17 protein-coding genes are annotated in these 22,729 nt (G+C 61.8%); 13 read left to right on the top strand and 4 right to left on the bottom strand.

The features are described 5' to 3' along the window. Positions 1–56 precede the first annotated feature (56 nt). From ABIZ35_RS26050 to ABIZ35_RS25990, 13 genes are all read left to right on the top strand, one after another. On the top strand, positions 57–5,027 hold the full coding sequence (locus ABIZ35_RS26050; protein WP_348222863.1) for a phage tail tape measure protein: 4,971 nt from the start codon (positions 57–59) through the stop codon (positions 5,025–5,027). 47 nt (positions 5,028–5,074) lie between these two features. After that, a complete protein-coding gene (locus tag ABIZ35_RS26045; protein ID WP_348222862.1) occupies positions 5,075–5,827 on the top strand; it encodes a hypothetical protein in 753 nt (250 codons plus the stop codon). Between the two features lie 63 nt (positions 5,828–5,890). Further along, the gene (locus ABIZ35_RS26040; protein ID WP_348222861.1) at positions 5,891–8,851 is read left to right on the top strand and encodes a hypothetical protein; all 2,961 of its coding nucleotides are present in this window, start codon (positions 5,891–5,893) and stop codon (positions 8,849–8,851) included. 2 nt (positions 8,852–8,853) lie between these two features. After that, complete coding sequence (locus ABIZ35_RS26035) at positions 8,854–9,357, top strand: hypothetical protein (RefSeq protein WP_348222860.1); 504 nt, start codon at positions 8,854–8,856, stop codon at positions 9,355–9,357. A gap of 119 nt (positions 9,358–9,476) precedes the next feature. Beyond that, a complete protein-coding gene (locus ABIZ35_RS26030) occupies positions 9,477–12,035 on the top strand; it encodes a hypothetical protein (protein ID WP_348222859.1) in 2,559 nt (852 codons plus the stop codon). Between the two features lie 27 nt (positions 12,036–12,062). After that, the gene (locus ABIZ35_RS26025) at positions 12,063–14,009 is read left to right on the top strand and encodes a hypothetical protein (RefSeq protein ID WP_348222858.1); all 1,947 of its coding nucleotides are present in this window, start codon (positions 12,063–12,065) and stop codon (positions 14,007–14,009) included. An 11-nt stretch (positions 14,010–14,020) separates the two neighbouring features. After that, positions 14,021–14,569: a hypothetical protein gene (locus tag ABIZ35_RS26020; protein ID WP_348222857.1), complete on the top strand. Its 549-nt coding sequence runs from the start codon at positions 14,021–14,023 to the stop codon at positions 14,567–14,569. A 157-nt stretch (positions 14,570–14,726) separates the two neighbouring features. After that, on the top strand, positions 14,727–15,212 hold the full coding sequence (locus ABIZ35_RS26015; protein ID WP_348222856.1) for a hypothetical protein: 486 nt from the start codon (positions 14,727–14,729) through the stop codon (positions 15,210–15,212). 13 nt (positions 15,213–15,225) lie between these two features. Then, on the top strand, positions 15,226–15,861 hold the full coding sequence (locus ABIZ35_RS26010) for an ATP-binding protein (RefSeq protein ID WP_348222855.1): 636 nt from the start codon (positions 15,226–15,228) through the stop codon (positions 15,859–15,861). Positions 15,862–15,943: 82 nt separating this feature from the next. Continuing rightward, on the top strand, positions 15,944–16,258 hold the full coding sequence (locus ABIZ35_RS26005) for a hypothetical protein (protein ID WP_348222854.1): 315 nt from the start codon (positions 15,944–15,946) through the stop codon (positions 16,256–16,258). 148 nt (positions 16,259–16,406) lie between these two features. Further along, positions 16,407–16,952, top strand: coding sequence for a CHAP domain-containing protein (locus ABIZ35_RS26000; RefSeq protein ID WP_348222853.1), 546 nt, complete (start codon positions 16,407–16,409; stop codon positions 16,950–16,952). A 30-nt stretch (positions 16,953–16,982) separates the two neighbouring features. Beyond that, complete coding sequence (locus ABIZ35_RS25995) at positions 16,983–17,756, top strand: hypothetical protein (protein ID WP_348222852.1); 774 nt, start codon at positions 16,983–16,985, stop codon at positions 17,754–17,756. Positions 17,757–17,853: 97 nt separating this feature from the next. Further along, complete coding sequence (locus ABIZ35_RS25990) at positions 17,854–19,683, top strand: cellulase family glycosylhydrolase (protein WP_348222851.1); 1,830 nt, start codon at positions 17,854–17,856, stop codon at positions 19,681–19,683. Between the two features lie 71 nt (positions 19,684–19,754). Here ABIZ35_RS25990 and ABIZ35_RS25985 read toward each other — a convergent pair whose 3' ends face one another. The 4 genes from ABIZ35_RS25985 to ABIZ35_RS25970 form a co-directional block, all read right to left on the bottom strand. Beyond that, the gene (locus ABIZ35_RS25985; RefSeq protein WP_348222850.1) at positions 19,755–20,018 is read right to left on the bottom strand and encodes a hypothetical protein; all 264 of its coding nucleotides are present in this window, start codon (positions 20,016–20,018) and stop codon (positions 19,755–19,757) included. A gap of 321 nt (positions 20,019–20,339) precedes the next feature. After that, positions 20,340–21,449: a phosphoadenosine phosphosulfate reductase family protein gene (locus ABIZ35_RS25980; protein WP_348222849.1), complete on the bottom strand. Its 1,110-nt coding sequence runs from the start codon at positions 21,447–21,449 to the stop codon at positions 20,340–20,342. Continuing rightward, positions 21,449–22,405 (bottom strand): DUF3560 domain-containing protein, encoded by a 957-nt coding sequence (locus ABIZ35_RS25975; RefSeq protein ID WP_348222848.1) that lies wholly within the window; start codon positions 22,403–22,405, stop codon positions 21,449–21,451. The genes ABIZ35_RS25980 and ABIZ35_RS25975 overlap by 1 nt, the downstream gene beginning before the upstream one ends. A gap of 91 nt (positions 22,406–22,496) precedes the next feature. Then, positions 22,497–22,721, bottom strand: a complete 225-nt coding sequence (locus ABIZ35_RS25970; RefSeq protein ID WP_348222847.1) for a hypothetical protein — start codon at positions 22,719–22,721, stop codon at positions 22,497–22,499. Positions 22,722–22,729 lie beyond the last annotated feature (8 nt).

The following is a 22,729-nucleotide window of genomic DNA, read 5'->3' as shown; positions in this document are numbered from 1 at the left end:
CAAAAAAGCCTCTCCGGCGCCGGAGAGGCTTTTTTGCTAGGAGCATGAGCAAACCCATGAGTTCCCCTGAAGTCAAAATTAAAGTGTCGATGGACACCGCCGCCGCGATCCGCAACGCACGGCAGCTGGCTCAGGTTTCGAATGAGGCGACGAAGAAGATCGCGGCCGACACGAAAGTCGCCGCCACCGTCACCCTTGAGTTCGCGCGCGCACAGGCCGCGAACGCTCAGGCAAGCGTCAGCGCGTCTCGCGCCTCGGCGCTTATGTCCCGTCAGCAGGTAGAGCTTGCCAAAGAGGCGCGATCCGCCACGCAGGCCACGCTCGTCGAGAAGCGCGCCGTTGAGGATCTGGGCAAGGCCGTGCTCGCCGAAGCCCGCGCGTCCGAGAGCCAGGCCCGGGCGGTCGTGACGGCCGTGAACGCGCGCCGGCTTCAGCAAAAGGCGATCGATGACGAGACTCGCGCGCTGACGCGCCGCACCGAAGCCGAGCGGCAGGCGGACCAGGCGGGGCGCTCCCGCGTTGCGGCGGAAAACCGGCAGCACCGCGACGAGGGCTCCTATCTGCGCGATCAGCGCCGGGGGGCGCAGGACCGGCAGCAAGGCCGTGAGCAACTCGCGGGCATGGTAACCGGCGCCGGAGCGACCGCCACCGCGACCGTGACGGTTCCGATCGTCGCGGCGGCCGGCAAGTCCGTCGAAATGGCCATGGATTTGGAGCAGGCGCTCAACGTCCTTCAGACCCAGACCAGCGCGACCGATGCGCAGCTTTCGCAAATGCGCAAGACAGCGCGCGACCTGGGCGGAGATATGACGCTGCCGGCGACGTCGAGCAACGACGCGGCCCAGGCCATGGTCGTGCTCTCGCAAAAGAGCCTCTCCGTCAACGACAGCATGACTGCGGCGCGCGGCACGCTTCAGCTGGCGGCGGCGGCCACAATCGACGCGGCCCAGGCGGCGGAAATCGAAGGCGATGCGCTGACCGCGTTCAAGCTAAAGGGTGACCAGGCCACGCACGTTGCCGATATGCTGGCCGCGTCTCAGTCCGCCTCCGGAACAGCGGCGACCGACGCCGCACTTTCGATGCAGCAGGCGGCGGCGGTCTATGCGTCCGCCAATCAGCCCATTGAGGCGCTGATGACCTCCATCAACCTGCTGGGCAAGGCCGGCATTCGGGGCAGCGACGCCGGCACCTCGCTCAAGGAGATGCTGCTGAAGCTGGAGACGCCGACCGCCAAAGCGCAGCAAGTCCTAGACAAGCTTGGGATCAGCATCTACGACGCCGACGGCAAGATGCGGCCGTTCCGCGATCTCGTCGCGCAGTTCTCGGCCGCAACCTCCGGACTGACCCAGAAACAGCGCGACTTCGCGCTCGGCACCATCTTCGGCTCCGATGCCATCCGGTCCGCGACCGTCATCATGGCGGGCGGCGTAACCCAGTACGACAAGATGGAGGCGGCCGTCACAAAGGCGGGCGCGGCGGCGGAGCTCGCGGCAGCCAAAAACAAGGGACTCAAGGGAGCGCTGGACGGCCTGGGGTCGGAGCTGGAGACGATCGGCGAGAAGACGGCGGCTCCGTTTCTGCGATCCATGACGGAACTGGTCAAGAAGGCCGGCGACGCCATTGAGGTGCTCGACCAGCTGCCGCAGCCGATCAAGGACTCCGCGCTTGCGCTGGCGGCCGTGGCGGCGATCGCTGGGCCTACCGTCATGGGACTGGGCGCGATCGCTGGCGGCGTGATGAACATCCGCGGTGCTCTCGCTCTGATGACGGTGGGCGCGGAAGCGGCCGCTGTGGCGGAGACAACCACGGCCGCCGCCGGCGTCGCCGCGTTCGCCGCCGGCGCGCCGCTGGTCATTGCGCTCATCGCGGTCGCGGGTTTCGTGGGCGCCATCGCCTGGAAATGGGGCGAGGTACGCAAGGCTCAAGATGAAGCCACGGATTCGACAAAGCGGTTCGCGGACGCCCAGAAAGAGCTTGCGGCCAGCGGAGAGCGCGGCGCCCTGATGGTCAACCAGGGGCAAATTGCCAGCGTCAAAAGTTACTGGAAGTCTGTCCTGGACAACCGCAAGGAACGAGTCGATAACGCCGATTGGACAGCCCGCCAGATAAATGTCACCCCGCAAAGCTATCGAGACAGCGTCGTCAGCGGAAAGGATGATCCACTGATCCTGTCCAGCGGGGCGGCGAACCCGGCGCTCAACAAGAGCAACACTGATATTCAAAAAATCATCGATCAGCTCGACTCCGACTACAAAACCGAAGGCAAGCGACTGACCGAGATGAGTAAGGAAGGCGCGGGCGCCGCTAACCGCTCTCTCATGGCGACAGGCGGAGACGGATTCGCCAAATCGGTTATCAGCCATGCGTTCGACACGATCAGCACACCGAAGAACGTCGCCAGTTGCGCGCTCTTCGTGAGCGAGGTGTTCAAGTCCGCAGGAGCTAAATTGCCAGGAGGCGCGATCGCCTCGGCGAAGGGATTGCAGGAGTGGGCGGTCAAATCTGGCGCTCAGCCGCACTCCGCTAAGGATGCGCTCCCTGGAGACTTGATCGTCTGGCATGGCGGCAGATACGGCGCTCCCCAAGCTAATGGGAAGCGCAGCGGCTATCACGTCGGGTTTTCTCTAGGAGACGGCCAGATTCGCCAGAGCAGCAAGGGCGTGATCAAATCCATGGGCATGTACGACGCCGCCCATGCAACAGCCTACACCATCCCTGGTTCGACCTTCGCCCCAGGCGCCACTCCTGCCGCTGGACCGGCCGCCGGCGCCGGCAGGACAATGACGGATGCGGAGCTGATGGGCACGAAGGCCGACAAGGCCGCGAAGGACAAAGCGACCGCGCTTGTCAACGCCGCCGGCCTGGACGTCAAGAAGGCGGAAGCCGCCCTGGATCACTGCAAGACCGAGTACAGCCGCACCGGAGATCCTGCTTTCCTCATCCTCGCCAAGACCGCCCTCGTCAAGGTGCGCAATGCGCGGCTGAAGGAAGCGCAGGCGGCCTTTAACAAGGCCAAGCAGGAGGCGAAAGCCCAGGGGACAGACGGCGACGGAGCGGCGGCGGCGTTCAAAACCGCGACCTTCGACATCACCGCGCAATACGGCAAGGACGATCTCGCGCTTTCCGATCAGTTGACCGGCACGCCGGAAGAGCGCCGAAAGCGCGCGCAGCAGGCGGCGCTCACCCAGAAGCGAGGCCTGCTCTATCACACAGACACGGCCATCAGCGATCACGAACGCCAGCTCGGGCGCGGCGACGACGGCGCCTATTCACTCCTGAAGGACGCATACGGCAAACGTCGTGATCGCCAGATCGACCTGGCGAACGCGGAGTTCCACGCGTCCTCGGGAGAAGGAAAGCTCGCGGACGCGGGGCAGGAAGCGCTTCGGATCAAGACCCTCGCGGCCGAGCGCGATCGCGCGATCGACCAGGCGAGGCAGACGGCGAAAGTCGCGCTGATCGATCTGGAGGACCGTCACAACCAGCTGATCGCCGCCGGCCTTCAGATGGACAAGGACCGCCTTGGCGCGGAGCGCGATCTGCTGGAGAACAGCCGGAGCGCCGCGCAGACGGACGACGAGAAGCGCCGCACGCAGGCGGCCCTGGTGGAGAACACGAAGGCTCAGCTGCTGATCCAGAAAAAGATCGACGATCTCTCGACCGATCCAAACACCCGCGCGATGTCCGGCACCCACTACTCGGTGGGAGTGCAGTCCGCCGTCAGCTCTCTGGACATGTCGGATCGGGAACTCTCGGACGCGGCGCGCGATCGCCGGATCCAGTTCCTACGCGCGGAAATCCAGGCGACGGACGACCTGATCGATAAGAAGCGCCTCTTGATCGAAGTTCAGGCGATGGAGTACACGGCGGCGAAGCGCTCCGGGGATCCCAACGTCGTGAACGCCCAGGTCAATGCGGCAAACGCGGAGTCGATGGACCTGGAGCGGCAAACGCGCATGCAGTCGGCGGACCAAGGGCTCGCCGGCTTGATGGGTGGAAAGCAGCCCTCGAAAGGCGCGGTGCAGGATGTCCTCAAAAAGTACGAAGATCTGACCGTCTTCGGATCGCCCCAGGAGGCCAGGGAAGCGATTGGCCATTATCTCGACGTGCTGACGCTGATGTTTGAAAAGCATTGGATCTCACGCCAGGAAGCGAAAACGAGCCTAGGCGGCGTCAAGCAGGACGCCGACACCTACAAGACGGCGGACCCCAATACCGTTGACCAGATCAGCAGCACGCAGAATACCCTGAAGCCTCACTCGGTCACGGTGGGGCACACGGAGTTCTGGGAAGGCCTCGCCGCCGAAGCGTCCCAGGCGTCCAGTAATTTCCTCATGGCGCTCTTGCATGGCAAGGGATCGAAGGGCGCTTTGAAGTCGCTGCTTGGCGATGTTGGAGGGATGCTGCAGAACGCGGCGGCTGGGGCGCTGCAAGGCACGCTCCAGAACGCCATGATGTCCGCCGGGTCGAAGTTCGCCGGGCAGCTCAAGACGGGAGGCGCGGGCCTGATCAAAGACGCGGCCATGGCGGGAATGGCGCTGTCGGCGGCGATCAACATCAGCGGCGCGAACGGTAAAAAGAAGCAGACCAATTCACTTCTCGGTCTAGGACTGGGACTTGCGGTCGGTTCACTTATGCCTGGCGTTTCGCTCCTGCAGGGCGCGATCGGCGGCGGCTTCCTTGGGGGCATGTTCGCGGGTGGGGGGCGCCCTCCGGTCGGCAAGCCATCGATCGTCGGCGAGCGGGGGATGGAACTGTTCGTTCCGGATGCGCCGGGAACGATCATTCCCAACCACATGCTCCCGCTCGCTCCGTCGATGTCCCTTGGCGCCAGCTCTTCGAAAGTCGGAGGCAGCGGCGGGGGGCTCATGGCGGACGTGCTTGAGGCGGCGTCCAGCGCGGGCGGGGACACCATTCAGGCGGTCCAGAACTTCCATGGCGACATCCACAAAGACGTCGATATGGACCGCGCGTCTCGCCAGTTCGGGGAGCAGATGCGCCGTGCTCGCCAGAACGGGAAGCGATAGCATGGAGCTTAACTGATATGGTCTTTATTAGATAATGTGGTGTTTATATGACGACCTACTTCACCTACTCCTTCGGCGGCTACACGTTCAACGCCGGCGACCTGACGAGCATTCAGGAAAGTCCGGAATATCGTGAGCGCGCGTCGAGCAGCGCGGGGCGGGGGGGGCGGTACAGCGCCGGCTCCCTCTTCGATTGTCTTCACATCGATCTCCAGGGGGATATCCTCGGGAGCGACACCGAAGACCCCGGAACGCTTCAGGCGTCTTGGGATGCGCTGGCCGCCGCATTTCCACCGGGCCAAGCGCGCGTTTTCCGCAAGCAAAGCGATCGATATTGCCGAGCGGAGGTGCGATCGTTCGGCGAGGCGCAGGCCTGGAAGGGAAAAGGAGCGCGCTACTTTTCCATCGGCCTGACTTCTAACGACGATCCTCCTTGGTTCGCGGACGCGGTGACCACTCAAGGCCTGGCGACAACCGGAGACACCACATTCAACGCCCTCGGCGGCGGCGCTGCGGATCCGATCCTGACGCTCGTCTTCAGCGCCGCGCCGGCGGGCGGAATCGTCACGATCAGCAATGCGGCAGGCGAAACGTTCACCTTCGATCCAGACGCGACTGGGACTTACGTTTTCAGCACGCTGGACGATACGATCCTGCGCGCCGGCGTGGACAAGTACGCGGGATTGATCTCCGGCGAGCTGCTTCGCCTGTCGCCAGGCTCCAACACCTGGACAATCACCCTGGGCAACGGCGCGACGCTGTCTTCGGCGTCTCTGAACTACCAGGCGCGATACTACTAATCCCCTGAACACTCCTATCTTCCCCGAATACTCGTAGGGATGTTCCCGCCCCTCGGAGTCCGTATGTCCATCAAATTCCAACTGATCATTACGAATCCAAGCGGGACCATTCGCCGGCGATATCCCGTCAAGCAGATCGCCAAATTTTCGGCGTCTCTGACCCGGTACGGCTTTTACGCCGACTTCACGATCTCGACCACCGTTCGTTTCGACGATACGTCGTTCGATTCGATACAGGATGGCGACCGCGTCGAGGCGTATGTGAACGGTCAACTCGCCTATCGAGGCTACGTGACCACGCGGCAGATGAGTGAAGACTCGGCGCAGGAGACGCTGACGATCAGCGGGCAGGGGATGCATTTCCTCGTCCGCAAGCAGCTGGTCGACCAGATTTATCCCTATCCTGGCGACGGAGCCGATATCAGCGAGCCGTTCGCCGACATTGCCCATGACGCTGTCCTGGGCGCGAAAGGGATCGGCGCCGTCCCGATTACCATTGATGTCCAGGCGCTGCGTGTTGGGGTCAAGACCACGCAGGTAGATGCGCGCGAGAAGCTGGTTGGTGACGCCTATGACGACATCCAGCAGCAGAGCGGCAATACCTGCACGTGGGGAGTCGACGCCAATCCTGCTGGGCAGAACCGCCTGTTCATTCGCCCGATTGACAACGTCGAGCTGGCGGCCCGGCATGTGCTCAGCGTTCCGTCTCGTAACATCCGTGTCGCGGGCGCCGAGCGCCAGACTGCGGACATCGCCAATCGGTACCTCGTCAAGGGCGGCGATCCCAGGTTCCCTCAGCTCCTGCACAATGGCAACTTCAGCCTGCCGATTGTCTTTCAGGAGGGCGGCTCCAGCATTGTCGTCAACGGAGATTTTGAGCAGCAAGATCACTGGATACTCAGCGGCGCCGCCTACAAGCAGACCGACTACCAGGGCATCTACAAGGGCGAGGCGTACTCAGGATCCTGGCAGATGGAGCTTGATGGAAGCACCGAGTACATCGAGCAGACAGGCTCCTATGCCTTCGCCTCTGGACGTAACTACACGCTTTCCATCAGGGCGCGCCGCGAGATTGACCTGGGAGCGGCGTACGGATCCGCGCACCTTCAGCTGAAGGACGCCGGCGGGACGGTCCTGCAAACGATCAATTTGGCGCTGACACCGGCGGGCTCGTCGGCGTGGGATTTGTTCACCTCCACGTTTCAGCCTCCGGCCGGCTGCGTCAGCTGGAAACTCCACATTCAGTGCGATGATCGCGGCGGCGCCAATAATGGGCTCCTGGTGGACGCCGTATCGCTCTACGACGCAAGCGTGCTGTATCAGGACGGCTGGCAAACCAAACTCTACGATTCGAGTGGCGGCAGCCCGAAGTTCAACGCCGTCAATTGGACCTATTCGGATGTCGCGCATTCGCCCAAGTACTGCGTTTACCTGAACGTCCACAGCAATGACGCCAACGGGCAGGATCTGCACCTGGAGCCACTGAGCACGGCTCCGTTTACGGTGACTGGACAACAGGCAATCCGGTTCGGTTTTTGGTATCGCACGCCACCGGGATCGACAGCCAACATCCCCAAGATGTGGCTGCAAATGTACTTTAAGGCGTCCGACGGACACGAAACGAACTACGTTCGTGAAGTCATCAACGGCAGCGGACCGGTGGCGGGCTGGACTTACGCGGAGACGGTGGGGGTTGCGCACGGGGATAGCGTCCACTGCGAGGTGAGTATCGTCTTTCGCTCTGATGGCGAAATCCTCATCGACGACGTGTCGTGCCGTGACGCGGCCGCGCTCGCCGTTGAGGGCAGTAACGACTACCTCAAGGAAGGCAAGCTTTCCCGGGTCATCAACGTCACGGACCCGGCGGTCGGTCTGAGCGCCCCCTACACCAACTCGATCAACGACTTCGGCGTTCGCGCGGATATCCTTGACGCCGGCGACATCACGACGGCGGCGGACCTTTACGCTGTCGCGGCCGCCGCATTCAAAACGACAGCGCTGGGCAAAGACAAGCCGAGCATCACGATCGTGGATGATCCAACGCTGTATCTCCCCGGCGAGAGCATTCGCCTGGAAGGCGCGATCGGCAGGAAACTGACCGGTGGCAAGACGCTGACAATCCCGGCCGTTCACATGGAATGGGATGGACAGTGGATCCAATCCTTGGAAATCGGCGAGGAGATTGAAGATGCCAATGTCATCATCCGTGAACTGATCCATGATGAACAAAAGCGAGGCCTGGGGGGATCTGGGGCCGGGGGATATAACTCATCGTCCAACGGAAGCAGCGGCGGCGTGGGCGGCGGATCCACCGCGTCCAACCAGGTCGCCCTCAGCGCAGGAGACACGCCCGGTTATCTCAGCGCCAAACTCTCGGCGAGCGCCCCTTACCAGTTCACGGACGTCGCCGGAGTCCGTACCTTCTCCGTTGCCCCTCAGACGTCCAACACCGTGCTGGCTGGGCCGACCACCGGCGTTGCGACCGCCCCTACGTTTCGTGGACTCGTGCCGGCGGATATTCCCGGCCTACCGGCGAGCAAGATCACGAGTGGCGTCATCGCAACCGCCCAACTGGGGACAGGGACCGCAAGCAGCTCGACGTATCTGCGTGGGGATGGCACATGGGCGGCGCTGCCCAAGCGGCGCTGGTCGTTATCCTTTCCGCAGGCAAACGCGCCCTCTTCAAGCCCAGATCTCTCGCGTGTCGTCTATGCCCCGTCTGGCGAGGGTAACGCCTCCATCACATGGGTCGCGAAAATCGCTCGTTTTTATGTCGCATCGCCGGCAAGCGGAGCGACGACGGCGACAATCGTCTATGGCGCCTCGGGAAATGCCGCCTTCGGCGCTGGGACTGCGTTGCTAACGACTGCGTTTACGCTCTCTGGCAGCACAAATTACGAAGCCGCGAATGTGACGGTTTTCCCAACGGGAGTGACGATTACTTCCGGTCAGCGCCTGGCGTCGATCTGGTCCGCGACCGGCGGCGCGAATGGCGTTATCGAGATTGAATTCGAGGAGCAATAAGAATGCCAGCATATACGCCTACGAGAATTACGGCATCTGCTTATGTGTATTCAACTCCTGCGACCTACCTGAACGACGGCAGTACCACCACTCGTGCTGAGATTGTCGAGAACCAATCGTCAGGGACAACTCACACCGGTGCATTCGATCTATTTATGCTGGATCTCGGCGCTCCCATCGTGCTGTCCTCAATTGTGCTCACGTCCCTCCTTTCACTCGTCTCTGCCTCCGGGAACCATGTCCTTAACATCTACGCAAATAATGACGGCACGAATCCGCGCGCCGGCGGCACGGTCAATCTGATTGGCTCGCAGACAGGAGCGACTGGCGCCGGCGCTCCTGGTGGAACACTTCCCCTCAGCGGAACATATCAGTACGTTTTTGTCGAATATACACTCGATAACGTCACGCCTTCCGGCGATTTCGTCGTGCGTATTGGCACGATCACAGTCAATGGAACGATTGCTGCGGCGCCCATAAATCCGGCGATCTCACAAGTTTACTAGGCAGCTATTAAAATAGTAGATGCCTATCTTATGGCCTTTTAGCTAAGCTGGCCAAACTCGCTATCCTAAGCCGATCTCCTGTATGGAGGCGGCTTTTCTCATGACTGGAGATCCACACTATGCGACAAATCCGCGCGCTCTTTTTGATGTGCCTGCTGCTGATGGTCATGGTCAGCGCCGGCGCGCAGACGATGACCGCCAATATCACGACGATCCCCAGCAACCATAATGGCGCGATCACGATTACTGTGACCGGCGCGGGCTGGACGGCCGGAACGACCACCATATCCGCGACGGGCGGTAGCGGATATACAACCAGTGGCGGCGCCACGACCAGCGCCACCACAGGAACAATCTTGATCACGCCTGGCGCGGTGCTCCCAGGCGGAACGGCGTCCACCGGCCCCATCGTCCTGCACAACTCCACGGATGCGGCCACGGCGACAATCACGGTGGGAACGCCCTCCATTTCTTTGGACAGCGTGACGAATTACGTGGGGTTCTCGCGCTCCGTGGCCATCACAGGTACGAACACGATATGGTCTAGCGAAACCGCCGCCACGCTGTTTACGATCTCTACATCAAATGGATCGTACACGACCATGGCCGCCCGCGTGGCGTCCAATACTTCCGCCAGTCAGCCAATCGGCCTGGGGACGGCCCCCGGAACGATCACGGTAACGGATGCGAGCACGGGAGCGACGGGCTCCCTGACCGTCGTTGCGTACTCCATGCCCACGATCACAAGCTCGGCTGACCTCGCCAGTCTGCCAGGGGCGCGCGTCGGCTATCGCATGGACGCCACGAGCTACAAGGACGCGGCGAAGACATCCCCGGTCACAACTAACGGCGATTTAATCTATGTCATTCCAAATCAGGTGACTGCCACCGGATCCACGTTTGACCTCGTGCAAGCAACATCAGGAAATCGTCCTGTCTACCTCGCCAGCGCTTTGAACGGCTTGCCAGGGGCGACGCTGAACAGCAAGCTCATGGCGACAACGGGAAATGTGCTCGATTCATCCATGGCAGGGTCGTGGACGGTCTTCGCTGTTTCCAAAACCGATGCGGCGACGAACTCGCAGAATTTCCTGTTCAACTTCAACACCGTCAGTATTTTTGGATGGAATCGTCTCTCGGTGGCGTCGCTTACAAACACGCTGGTCAACCTCAATGTTCCTACTGTCGGATCTGCTGGTCCTGGGCCATATGGCACCTCTTACACGTCGATCAACTTAACAGGGATTCTCAACAGCACGGGCGGCGGCGGAACCCCGACCTACCTGATTGATGACAGTTACGCGGCGACCCAGGCGATGACGTTCAACGCGGGGTCGATGGTGCTTTCCTCCAACCTCTCGCCGTTTTACGTCAACATCACATCGCCTCTCAGTTCGTCCATCTCTAAATCGGGCGCCCTCTCCGGCACGGGCGCGATGAAGCTGTCCGACACGACGACCAGCATCTCGTTCAAGGGAAGCATGGAAGAAATCTGGGTCTTCAACCAGGGATTTCCGCCTGCGCTTCGAATCGCCGTTGAGAAGATGTATGCGGCAAAGTACGCGACGGCGCCGCTCAAACAGTACGTCTTCGAGGGAGATAGCAAGACCAATCAACCAGCTTTTGCAACGTGTTACCCCGGCGTCGTGGCAGGGTTACTCCCCGGCGGACAGTGGCGAACGTGGCTGACGGGAACGGGCGGATGGGCGGTCAAACAGATCCTTCAGAATGTCGCGGCTCGTGATTTGGTCAGGTATGAGCCGCTTCGTTCTCGCAACGTCATTGAAGTGGAGGCGTGCACTAACGACTTCGTACTCGCCTATGTCCCGGCCACCACGCAGGGCGGCACGGACCTCTACAATAACTACTACAAGCCGCTCGTGGGCATTTTGCGCGCCCAAGGCTACCGGGTCATTATCGATACCTGTGTTCCGAGGGACGGCCAATCGCTCGGCTATCGCGCCTTCAATACGGCGCTGAGAGCGGACTGGACTGCGAACGGAACGAATATTGCGGACGGCTTCTGCGACGTGGCGGCAGACACGAATATTGGCGACAACGGCTCAGGAACCGATTCCAGCAATAACAATCATAACCTCACCTACTATCAGGGTGACTTCACACACCCGACCACGGCAGGCGCAGCGATTTATGCAGGTTACAGCAATTCCGCTGTACTGGGGACCGCGTACGCACAGAACCCGACGCAGCCGGGGATCGACAATGGCCTGTTCGCGGGAACGCTGGGCGGGCCAGGGTCGTTCTCCGCAAGCTCCAACACATTCACATTCGCGCCGGCCACCGGCGGAACCGGGACCGTGACGACGCAGCTCCAGCGCGCGCCAAGCGTTGTGTACTCGGACGCAAATGCAAGTCCGACCTATTATAACTGCCCAGGGACATTCGCGGATGTTTCAGGGGTGTCCTCCACCTCCAGCGGCGGAACGCTGGTGGACACTTCATCGCTCACGACCTCAACGCGCTACTGGTGGCGACTGAAGACGACGGACGGGAACGGCGTCGTCAACTATTCCAACTTTGTGAACGGCGTCGCTTCGTCCGCCGCCGCCGCGATCACAACCCGGCGCACACTTCACAGCCGCCGGCCAGGCGCGCGCCCTTCCCTGCAAGGATCCAATAGCGGGCGATCGCGCCAGCTCACTCGTACTCGAAATTAAACCGGTTACGAAAACTAAGAGGAAACCATGAAACCTTCGCTCAGAACATTCACATTGGCTCTGGCGGCGCTTGCGCTGTCCGTGCAGATCGCCGCCGCCGCTGTGGTGTCCTATCCATTCCGTGTGACCGATGACTCCGGCGTTCTCGTTTCCGGAGCGACCGTCGCCATCGGCGCGACCACCTTGACTTCCGGCTCTGCGACCACCGTCCCCACGAATGCCGGAGAGAAGATCCTTGGAACTAACGCCGCGCCTGCGTCTACCGTCTCCATAACGCTGCTCGATTATGGCACGGGGGATTATTCGCTTCTGGTGGACCCTTCCGTGACGGGGGAACTGTATATCCCGCTCACTGTCTCCAAAGCGGCCACCACGATCACCAACGGAAACGCGCTGGTCGGCGCGATCATCTCGCAGGACAGCGCCCTCGTCGCCTCATCCAATACGCGCCTGACGACGGCGCTCCCCAATGCGGCGCCGGCTGCGAGCGGCGGACTGCTGACGGTGGGAACCGGCGCGGGGCAACTTAATCCGAACGGCTCGGGCGGTCTCTCCGGCTTGACCACGGCCAACTTCGGCACGGCGCAGACCGGAAGCTCGACCACGCTCACGCTCGCGGTGGGCGCGTCGGCGACGACCGACCTCTACAAAGGCGATTATATTGCGATCACCGGCGGAACGGGCGCCGGCCAAGCGCGGACGATCACCGGATACGTCGGAGGGACACTGGTGGCGACCGTGAGCCGCCCTTGGACGGTGACGCCGGACAGCTCCAGCGTTTACGCGGTCATCATGAATCCGCATCCGGCGCTTGACGCCAATCTCGCCGTGACGGCGGGAACGGTGGGGGATAAAACCGGATACACAGCTTCGACGGTCACAGATAAGACAGGCTATTCCGTTTCCACGATCACGGACAAAACCGGCTACTCTCTTACCGTCACGCCGCCGACCGTCGCCGCCATCCGCGCTGAGATGGACGCGAATAGTACGCAGTTCGTTGCGATCAACGCGCAGACGACGGCCGCGCAGCAGCAGGCGAACGTGATTGCGGCCCTGGTCGCGCAGGGCTACACGGTGACGCGCGCCGCCAAATTGGATAATGCGGACGTCGCGACATCCACGCGTAACTCTGTAACGCCTCCGACTGTGACGCAAATCCGGCAGGAGATGGATACCAACAGCACCAAGCTTGGTAATCTCGATGCGACGATGAGCAGCCGGCTCGCGAGCAGCGCCTACACGGCGCCACCGACGACCTCCCAGATCGCCAGCACCATCCTGGTGACGCCTGCGCAGAAGATCGTTACGGACATCAACGGGTTCGTCACGACGTCCAATCCCGTCTCCGGCGGTTCTGCGGTGACCGAAGCGTCCATCTGGGCCTATGGAAGCCGCACGCTGACGGCGCAGTCAGACAGTTCGGGTATCTCGACGCTGCTCTCGCGTATCCCCGGAACGGTTCAGCCGCAGACCGGCGACGCCTACGCCCGGATCGGCGCTCCCGCAGGAGCATCCATCGCGGTGGATATTGCCGCTGGCACATCCGCGTCCACGAGTAACGGAACGCAGATCGCGCAGATCAAAGCGAAGACGGATCAGTTGACCTTCACGGGATCCAACGTCAACGCGGCCGCGCAGAACCTACCTTCCGACTACCAGCAGCGCGGCGTGGCGGTGACGCTTCCAATGACGGCGCCTTCGGGATATGGCGGCGGCTCCTCGCTTACGGTCGACCAGATCGCGGCCGCCGTCTGGGGCTACCAGCTGTCGGGCATGTACACCGGATCGATCCTGTTCGACACCTGGCTGACAGGATCTGGAAACAGCGCCGCGTCTTACTCCGGCTCGAACCAGACCACGACGTTCACATATGGCTCGGGTAACACTGTGGGACATACCTCCACGCTGACGACCAACTCATCGGGCAAGCCGACAGGGCGTTCGTACACTGCGGGCACGCTGCCGCACTAAGGGGGCACGCCATGGCGATCGATTCAGTCGAACCTCTGATGGACGCAATGGACCCTGCCGCTATTCTGCTAGGCGCCGTGTCACCTTCGGGTGGCGCGGCGGGCGGCTCCTTCTTCCAGGGAATGGATGGGATGGGCGATCAAATGGACGCAATGGAGCAGGGAGAAACACCAACTGCCTCCAGCGCGGTTCGCAGCCTCTCCTACCATAAATTCCTCGATCCCGACACGGATGCCGACAAGGTGCTGAACAGGGACAAGCGTGTCGTTCGGGAGATCCAGGAAACCGCCTATGGTATCGCCTGGACAGTGCCGAATGACTGGACGGGAGCCACCGTGCTCGTGTTTGCTGTCCGTGAGTACTCCGATCCGCCGGAACTCGCCGGCGTCACCGGAACCGGGTTCGTCGATCCGGACGACGGCAAGACGATCTGCTACGACTTCATCGGCGGTCCACAGTGGCCAGAGGGCGACTGGATCTTCCACGCGAAGTTGACGCTCGGAGAATACATCGACGTCACCAGCGGCATCGCCGTCACGGATCAGGCCGACCTCATCTAGCGGGCCAGGCGGACCTGATCAAGCGCCTAATCACTCCGCATTCCCCTCTGACCGGATCAATCAAATCGATCGCGGGGCATGGCCACGCCCCGCGATCCCTCCGTATCTCCCCAGCCACCACTTCGACCGCCGCCGGCGGAACTTTGAGGATCTCGCCATGAATTTGCACGAACTTATCGCCGCCGCCGTTTCCAAACTCCCGGGACTGGCCGCCAAACTCCCGGAATGGATCGGCGGCGGCCTCATCGGGTGGGGGACCGCCTATCACATGAAGCGGATGGAGGCGCGCGCGGAGGAGAGCAAGGCAAGCATCGCCGAGCAGGGGCTCGATCGCCGGCAGCTGCTGCAGGACGCGGCACTGATGATGAACGAGCAGCGCGAAATGATGGACGAGCAGCGCTCCACCATGGCGCGGCTGATCGCCCAGAACACCGAGCTGACCAACGACAATCGCCAGTTCACCGCCGCCGTCGATGAATATCGCCAGGAGCGCAAAGAGCAGATGGAGCGCATCCAGGAGAGCCAGGAGAAAATGCAGCAGCTCCAAACGAGGCTTCAGGGCGTTTACGAGCGCCTGTCCCTCGCCTCCGCGAGCAGCCAATGCGCCGATTGCCCGCTCCGCTCTGGCTCCCCCTCCCAGTAGAAAGGAGCGTCCCATGTGCCTGAAACCCACCGGCGCGCGCGCGGCCCTCCTTAGCCGGGCCCTGCGCTTTCTTCGCCCCATCCTTCATCCGCTGATTTGCCAGCAGGAGTTCGCCTTCTGCCGCGACGTGCTGAGCGGCGTCACCGACGGCAAGCTCTCGCTCCATCTCAATGAGGACACGCTTCCGCTGATGCTCGCGGACCGCAGCCCCGTCATTTATCTGCCGAGCGGTCCGGACGGCCTGAAACTCACCTCCAGCGCCAAGGATGAGTTGCGCGCCTTTGCGCGCGCCGAGGCGCTCCCCGACGAGCTGCGCGAGAAGCTGATCACCGCCTGCTGGGAAGGGGTCACCAACGCCGTCAAGTACGGCTTCGGCGGATCCCTGCGAATCTGCGCGAGCGCGACGCGCATCCAGGTCTGGATCACGGACCGAGGCCCCGGCATTTCCCTGTCCCAGATTCCAAGCGCCACGCTCCGAGACGGATACTCCACCGGCGGGACGGCGGGCCTGGGCTACACGCTCATGATCAATTCCGCGCACCATCTGGACCTGATGACCTCGCCGCGCGGCACCACGGTTGTGCTGACATGGCCGCGCGAGAGCGCCGAGGATCCGCGCATCACGCAGATGATGGAGCGCTACTCCTGAGGACGCTGCTGGGCGACTTTTAAGTCCCATGGAGCGCTATTCCTAAGCCTGTCTCCCTCTTCAATGAGAAAGCACAACAGTCATGAATACTTCGAAAGTCACGATTCCAGAGATTGAATTGACCAATTCGCAAAAAACGAACCTGGTGCTCGTCGGCGGCGCCATCTTGACGGCCGCTCTCTCCAGCTGGTCGGAGGGTCACATCGACGTCCAAAAATTCGTCTACGCGCTAATCGTCGCGGCGGCCGGCGCCTGCCACTCCTATGTTCCGAAAGCGCCGGGCAAGCAGGGACAGTCCGATGCGCCGGAGGCAGACGCGGGCGTAACGTCGCCAACTGCGGCATCCGGTGAGACATCGCAGGCAGCAAACTTGAGCGAGACATCGCCGGGAAACTGAACCTCCAGCTATGGCAGCTGGTTCTCATCATCGCGCTCGCGTGCATCGTCAGCATCGTGCTCTTGCCCGCCGTTGTCGGGGCTGAAATTTCAGCCCCGACTTTTTAACGACAAATTATTGATCAATGAATAAAGAACTGAGGCCCATTATGACAACGCAACTGTCGGCGGCGGACAAAGCGGCGAGGCAGAAAGCCGTCGTCGCCCGCGCCATCGAATTCCTCGGCACGGAGGAAACCCCGCGCGGTTCCAATCGTGGCCGCGAAGTGGACCGTTTCCTGCTCAGTGTCCACTGCCCGCCCGGCAATCCCTGGTGTATGGCCTTCGCCTACTCCATGTTCGACGGAGCGGCTTACACCACTGCCAACGGCGTGACATTTCTGATTCCGACAGCCTCGTGTCAGCTTCAGGCCAATCACGCGAAGTCCGTAGGCATTCTCGTCTCCGCCATTGACGCACGCCGAAAGCTCGACGCCGGCTGGGTGATGCTGAAGTGGGACGCAGAGCTTGGGCGTTATGCACACACGGGGATCGTCGAGAGCTACAACTCGGTCACCGGCGCCTTCCTCTGCATCGAAGGCAATACCAATAAGGACGGCAGCCGCGAGGGTTACCTGGTGGCGCGTCAGACGCGTCGTATCGACGCCATCGGCTCCGACGGTCATCCGATGTACGCCTTCATCCAGACAGCCTGAAAGTCGAAGAGTCTGAGGAAAGAAAAGAATATGACCACTAAGCTCGCCGCCCCAACCGGGGCGGCTTTTTTCACGACACAAATCGGGCTCTGGCTGCATCTGACCTCGCGAGCGATCGACCACCTTCACGCCATCCAGGACGATGGTTTTGATTACGTGCTCGTCAAGATCGCCGACGGCGCGTCCGCCTACCATCCAGACGATGCCAGGCGACTGGTCAAAGACGCAGGCGCCATCAAGCTGGGCGTTGCTGCTTGGTGCTACGTCTATCCGCGAAATATCGTGGCGACGATCCAGGCGATTGTCGCCAGCATCCCGCCCGGCGTCACCGAATTGGTGGTTGACGCCGAGAAGGAGTGGGAGGAGTACTGCGCCGCGAACGGAGCCGAAGCCGCCAAAAAGCTGGCGGACCAGCTGATGAGCGGAATCGCCGCCGCGACGGGTCACCGGGTCAATCTTCACCTGTCGTCGTTCTGGTCGCCGTCCATCCATTCCCAGATACCGTATAAGGCGTTCGCCTCCCACTGCGCCACCTGGCAGCCCCAGGCGTATTACGCGCCCGGGTCAAAGCGTACGCCCGCGTCCATCCTCGCCGGATCGCTCTCCGAAGGCGCTGTCCTTTCGGTGTCCTGCATGGGGCGCGCCTGCGTGGCCACCATCAACGACACGGCGTTCCTGCCGACCCTCAAGGCGCGCGGGATCAAGGGATTCTCGGTTTATGTCTGGGATCCGGAAGGCGACGCGGCGGTCAGCATCAATCCGCAAAAATGGAAAGCCGCGATCGCGGCTTTCCGTGCGTCGTAAAAACCATTCAATAACTTCGCCCGTTCAAAATCCGCCTACTCATTCGGTTTCGGTTCTGAAGGACCGAAGCCCATTCCCACAGAAAGCACTTCCGCAAATGCAACGAGTATCTCAAACCGTCCGCCGGACCAGCGGCCGTTTCCTGGCGTCAGCCGCCGCGCTGATCGCCGGCGCATGCGTGTTGCTTGCCCCGGCGGGCGTGAACGCACAAACCTTCAGCAAAACCAGTGTGAGCGCGGCCGCCGACTTCGCCACAGCCTCCATTTCGGTGGAGCTCGACACGGCGCCCGGCAGCGCCGGCGGCAACTACAACCTCCAGCTGTTTCTGCTCAATTTAGACAGCGGGAAATACGTCACCGTCAATCCTGGGCCCAGCTTCATCGCGGCGATCTATCCCGACGGATCCGTCAACAAGTTTACCGTTTCCGCCGTTTTGCCGGTGGGCCACTACGCCGGCGGCAAGGGAACGCTTTTTCCAGCAGGGACGAACTACAGCGGGAAAGGCGCGATCGACTTCCATATCGACGATCTCGCGCTGATGATCGCCACGGATCACGTGCGCGTCACCGCGCCGTACATGACGCTGGGCGCTCCCGTCGTTGGCTCCGACAAGATGCTTCACGTCCCGTTCACCGTGCGCGAGCCGGTGGCGGGCGCGCAGGATGTCTGGGCCATGGCGAAGGGGACGGGCGGCTTCCAGCAGCTCTACGTCAATAAGCCTATCACGACAACGCCGGTCGCGGGAAAGCTCTATCTCACGCCGGTTAGCGAAGCGGGAGACAATATCCTTCAGTGCAAAGGCGAGTTCAAATTCTCGCCGCCGGCGGCTGGGGGAATCTACAACTTGCAAGGCGGCGTCTTCAATACGGGCTGGACGCAGCTCGGCGCCTGGCTCTATCCAGGAGCCGACTTCGAGATCGGCGGCGGCTCCTGGGTTGTCAAGGCCAATCCGGCCACGTATCCCTCACGGGCGGCGGCGCTGACTCCGCTCCCGTCGCGCAGCTTCTGGCTGGGCGGAAACTTCGGCAACGCGATCGCTTCCAAGGGCGTCGCGGCCAATGACACCGTGGGGTACTTCAAACTGCTGAAGGCCTCGGGAATGACGGTCCAGCGCTTCAGCTTCGACGCCGACAAATACCTGTCCCTGCCGCTCTACCAGCACCGCGTGGACCAGGACGTCCAGAACATGCTCGCCGCCGGCGTCGTACCGGTGATCGGCGCGCAGGATATGCCGGCGGGCGGCGTCAGCGCCTTGAAAACGCTCGACACGATGCTGGCTGCGACCTACAAGGGCGCGCCGGTCATCCTGAACGTGCTCAATGAGCCGCATATGTACGCGAGCTGGGCCGCGTGGAAGGCGGACGCTGCGCCGATCGTTGACGCCGTCAAGGCGATCGATCCGGATATGCTCGTGGTCGTGGACGGCGAAGGCTATTCCAAAGACATGACCGGCGCCAGCGCGGATCCGATCGCAGGCGTCGATTTCTACGGGTGGCATGCATATCTGCCGGCCTCGGAGCTTGCGGCGAAGGCGGGGCGGGGGATTCCTGTCCTGCTGGAGGAGTACAACAGTGCGGATCCCGCCTTCCACCAAGCGCTTCAGACGATCCCGAATCTGAGGGGCGTAATGGCGTGGGCGTGGACGATCCAGGGCGTTGAGGACAGCATCGGCCTGGTGAAATCGGTCGATGGCGCGAGCTTCACGCCGACCGATACCGGCGCGAAGATCCTGGGCTATTACAGTACATGGATTGCTGGCAAGGATGTGAGCGCTCCAGCAGCGGCGACAGGCTCGACGCAGACGGGAACGAACACATCAACAGGCTCAGCCAGCGCGGCCGCGTTCACCGAGGACCAGAAAGCACAGATCAAGGCTATCGCGGACGCCGAGTTCAAATCGATGCTGAAGGCGGCCTTCGGATTCTAATCCCGCTCTAAGACAGCAGCGCCCCTTCTCCCAAAACTGGGAGAAGGGGCGTTTTCTGATTCGGGAGGGGGTTAGCTCAGGAAATCGGGAGGAGGATCGCCGTATTCCGATTGCCTGGGCGCCTTCTTCACCTTTTCCCCGACCGCAAGCTTACGGTAGTCGTAGGCGGGGCACCAGCTGTAGAGCTGTTTCTCCATTCGCTGCCCGGGCAAGGGCCTGATCGCCAAGAATTGCCCTTTCTCCGTGTAGTCGTGTATCTCTACGACCTCCAGTTGCAAGCCCGAGGGCGTCACCGCCACCTCACCGACTGCAAATTCCACTGCTTGCTGCGACATCTCGCCTCCTACTTATCAACTGGGAATCATTTTACCTTGCGTCAACTCACAAGGGTTTCCTCTCTAAATCCAGGAGCATGTCTGCGGATGCAGGCTGCTTGGCGCTGCTGTCAAAATCCACCTGTGCTTCGATTGCCTCGATTGGTAAAAATACGCAGGGGCCATCATGCTCAGACGGAAGACAGCATGATCGATCACCCTTCCAATATGAGTAAGCATTCGAACACCGCTTATTTTCGCTCTTCACTTCACTCCGCTCCCCTCTGCTCAATCCCTGGTTCAGCTCTTTTCCTAATTGTGACATAATGCCCTCCTGATTTTCTAACGGTGATTGTCCTTTGTCTCTTGTAATTCCTCGTACCGCCCGATCAGTCCCGCTGGCTCGGTATACAGGACCTCGATTCCCAGCGTGGCCGCCACGGTCTGGCGCACCGTGCAGAGCAGCTCGGCTTCCGCCTGTGTGGGGATGCACGTTGGCCAGCCCTTGGTATAGAGCAGATGGGCAGGAATGATCGACTCCGCCTTCTCCCGAAGTTTCGCCGCCGACTTCGCGCGCGGCAGGCGCCGCAGCTGGTCCCGCGTCAGCAGGTGGGGCGCCACGTCCGAGAGCCAGCCGCCTTCCTGGAAGGAGAATGTGGAGGAGATCTCCAGTTCGCACATACGGCCATAGATCTCGGCGTTGTCGGCGCATGTGGCGGCGGCGCGCAGATCGGCGGCCGCCGCCATGATGCAGAACGTACAGCTGACCCGAGAGCAGCCGTAAGCCGTATACGCCTCGTGGAGAGGAAAGCCTTTGGCGCGCAGGTAGGCGAAGACGTCGGCTTTGCTCCAGGTGAGGATCGAGTGCCAGTCCAGGCCGCGCGTGCCGTGCGTCTTATTCTCCAGCTTCTTCTGCGGCTTGCTGATCGGCGCCAGCGCCCGGCGCGCGCTCTCCTCGGCGCGAATACCAGAGACGGACAGGATCGCCCGTCCCGGGAATCGGCGCACGAGCTCGCGGCAGATGACATCGGTTTTCAGTTCCGATGTGCAGAACCTCATCGACGGCGTGCTCCAGGGCAGGATCATCTTCACGCATTTGAGATTGACGTACCGGTCGACATTGGCTTTCCAGCGGCTTTCCCAGCGCTCCATCATGCCGCCGGCGGGGCGGCGCACGACAGCAAGCTCCACGCCCAGGTGGTCCGCCAGGCGCTCACAGGCGGGTAGGGAGTCGCGCCACTCCACCGCGCCAAGGTCGGAATGAATGAGCAGCCGTGGCCCGGTGTGCCCGATGTTGTCCAGGTAGTCGCAGGTGGCGAAGGCAACGGCTGCACTGTCCTTCCCTCCCGAAATTCCCATTGCCACCGGGGCATTAAGCCCAAGCAGCTCGCGGACTTCCGGATCCACGGAAATGGGCGGCGCGGTGGCCGCCCTAAGGGGTGCGATTTGCATCACTGTGCGCTCCCTTCCTTAGCCGCAGGCGCCGCTGTTTGCAGCTCCGCCTGCTTGTGATCCTGGATCTCGGCATAGAAGTACTTCATCGTCCAGCTGTAGCCCGTCTCGACGCTGACGGTTTTCGCGTTGGCGCGCACGATCTTCTCCCAGGAGCCGCGAATCTTCACGCTGTCGCCGGGTTTCACGTTCTCCCGGCTGTACTGATCACCGCCGACGGCCGCCAACTGCTTTTGCCAGTACTCCAGCTTCCCACGCTGCTCGGCCAGGAGCGCGCTGTAGTGCTGACACGCCTTGTCGCTGATTTGCCTGGGCTCGCTGTGGACGTAACTTTTGCCCTGCAGGGCGCGCTCCAGTTTCCCGATTTCGGTTCGCGCTTCCTCAATTCGATTGTTGATGTAGGTCGGCGATTTGGGCGCATCCTCGGCCAGGCGGCGAAGGTTCGCGGCTTTCTCCGAATGGTCGGCGGCCATGTTGGAACTCTCGACGGACCGGCGCATATTGCTGTCCATCCGGGCGGCGTCGCGGCGCGCGCGTTCCTCGGAATGGTGGCCGACCAGGATCGGCTGACCGAAGGGGATCATATCGCCGATTCGTCGAACTGTGCGGTAATGGGCGTCGGACTGGCGCGTTCGGCTCTCGGCCCAGCCCTCCAGGCGCTCGGCGCGGTTCAAGCGCCGCTGCCGAAGCTCTTCCTGCTGCTGCTCGTAAACGTCGCCGTAGCCAACCTCTGCGGCGTCCTCGCGCCCATCTTCGATCTCCAAAGCCTCGGCGATGGCGTCGGTCGGATCTTCCCAGAAGCTCCAGGCGCCGTTGTATTTTCGCCCGCCTAGCCCCTTCAGCATCAGCTCCCGCGCGGCCATGGCGCCGCGCACGACCCAGACGGCGCGCGGCTTTTTGCCTGGCCGCGACGGCGTCGTCTGCTCCTCGGTGACCGTCATCCCTGTTAGATTCATAGCTTCCTCATTACACATCGTCAAATCTCCTGGTTATTTCAATAAATTCAATTGGTATAGTTGCTATCTATCGCACACAACGAAAAGACGATTATTGATCGTACTTGTCCAGGTCCCGCAGATCATACGGATCGTGCCCGGCCGCCAGCTGCTTGGACCGGGCCGCCTGTTTACGCGCCCCAGTCGCCGCGATCGGCCGAGGGAATAGGATTTGCTCGATCAGGATCTCCTTGAGGATCGCAACCACAAAGCACACGGCGAACGCGATAATGACCGCGCAGACGCTATAGACGAAGACATTCCAAATGAGTGACATCTTGATCT

Source organism: Capsulimonas sp., assembly GCF_039929585.1.
Lineage (GTDB): Bacteria > Armatimonadota > Armatimonadia > Armatimonadales > Capsulimonadaceae > Capsulimonas.
The sequence above is the reverse complement of the archived record's forward strand: the minus strand, read 5'-3'. Positions and strand labels throughout refer to the sequence as shown.

Excerpts from the sequence above, each read along its gene's own strand:
- ABIZ35_RS25990 (WP_348222851.1), top strand. The coding sequence starts at position 17,854 with ATGCAACGAGTATCTCAAACCGTCCGCCGGACCAGCGGCCGTTTCCTG.
- ABIZ35_RS26005 (WP_348222854.1), top strand. The coding sequence starts at position 15,944 with ATGAATACTTCGAAAGTCACGATTCCAGAGATTGAATTGACCAATTCG.
- ABIZ35_RS26050 (WP_348222863.1), top strand. The coding sequence starts at position 57 with ATGAGTTCCCCTGAAGTCAAAATTAAAGTGTCGATGGACACCGCCGCC.
- ABIZ35_RS26025 (WP_348222858.1), top strand. The coding sequence starts at position 12,063 with ATGAAACCTTCGCTCAGAACATTCACATTGGCTCTGGCGGCGCTTGCG.
- ABIZ35_RS26045 (WP_348222862.1), top strand. The coding sequence starts at position 5,075 with ATGACGACCTACTTCACCTACTCCTTCGGCGGCTACACGTTCAACGCC.
- ABIZ35_RS26030 (WP_348222859.1), top strand. The coding sequence starts at position 9,477 with ATGCGACAAATCCGCGCGCTCTTTTTGATGTGCCTGCTGCTGATGGTC.
- ABIZ35_RS25980 (WP_348222849.1), bottom strand. The coding sequence starts at position 21,449 with ATGCAAATCGCACCCCTTAGGGCGGCCACCGCGCCGCCCATTTCCGTG.
- ABIZ35_RS26015 (WP_348222856.1), top strand. The coding sequence starts at position 14,727 with ATGAATTTGCACGAACTTATCGCCGCCGCCGTTTCCAAACTCCCGGGA.
- ABIZ35_RS25970 (WP_348222847.1), bottom strand. The coding sequence starts at position 22,721 with ATGTCACTCATTTGGAATGTCTTCGTCTATAGCGTCTGCGCGGTCATT.
- ABIZ35_RS26000 (WP_348222853.1), top strand. The coding sequence starts at position 16,407 with ATGACAACGCAACTGTCGGCGGCGGACAAAGCGGCGAGGCAGAAAGCC.
- ABIZ35_RS26035 (WP_348222860.1), top strand. The coding sequence starts at position 8,854 with ATGCCAGCATATACGCCTACGAGAATTACGGCATCTGCTTATGTGTAT.
- ABIZ35_RS25985 (WP_348222850.1), bottom strand. The coding sequence starts at position 20,018 with ATGTCGCAGCAAGCAGTGGAATTTGCAGTCGGTGAGGTGGCGGTGACG.
- ABIZ35_RS26040 (WP_348222861.1), top strand. The coding sequence starts at position 5,891 with ATGTCCATCAAATTCCAACTGATCATTACGAATCCAAGCGGGACCATT.
- ABIZ35_RS25975 (WP_348222848.1), bottom strand. The coding sequence starts at position 22,405 with ATGAATCTAACAGGGATGACGGTCACCGAGGAGCAGACGACGCCGTCG.
- ABIZ35_RS26010 (WP_348222855.1), top strand. The coding sequence starts at position 15,226 with ATGTGCCTGAAACCCACCGGCGCGCGCGCGGCCCTCCTTAGCCGGGCC.
- ABIZ35_RS26020 (WP_348222857.1), top strand. The coding sequence starts at position 14,021 with ATGGCGATCGATTCAGTCGAACCTCTGATGGACGCAATGGACCCTGCC.
- ABIZ35_RS25995 (WP_348222852.1), top strand. The coding sequence starts at position 16,983 with ATGACCACTAAGCTCGCCGCCCCAACCGGGGCGGCTTTTTTCACGACA.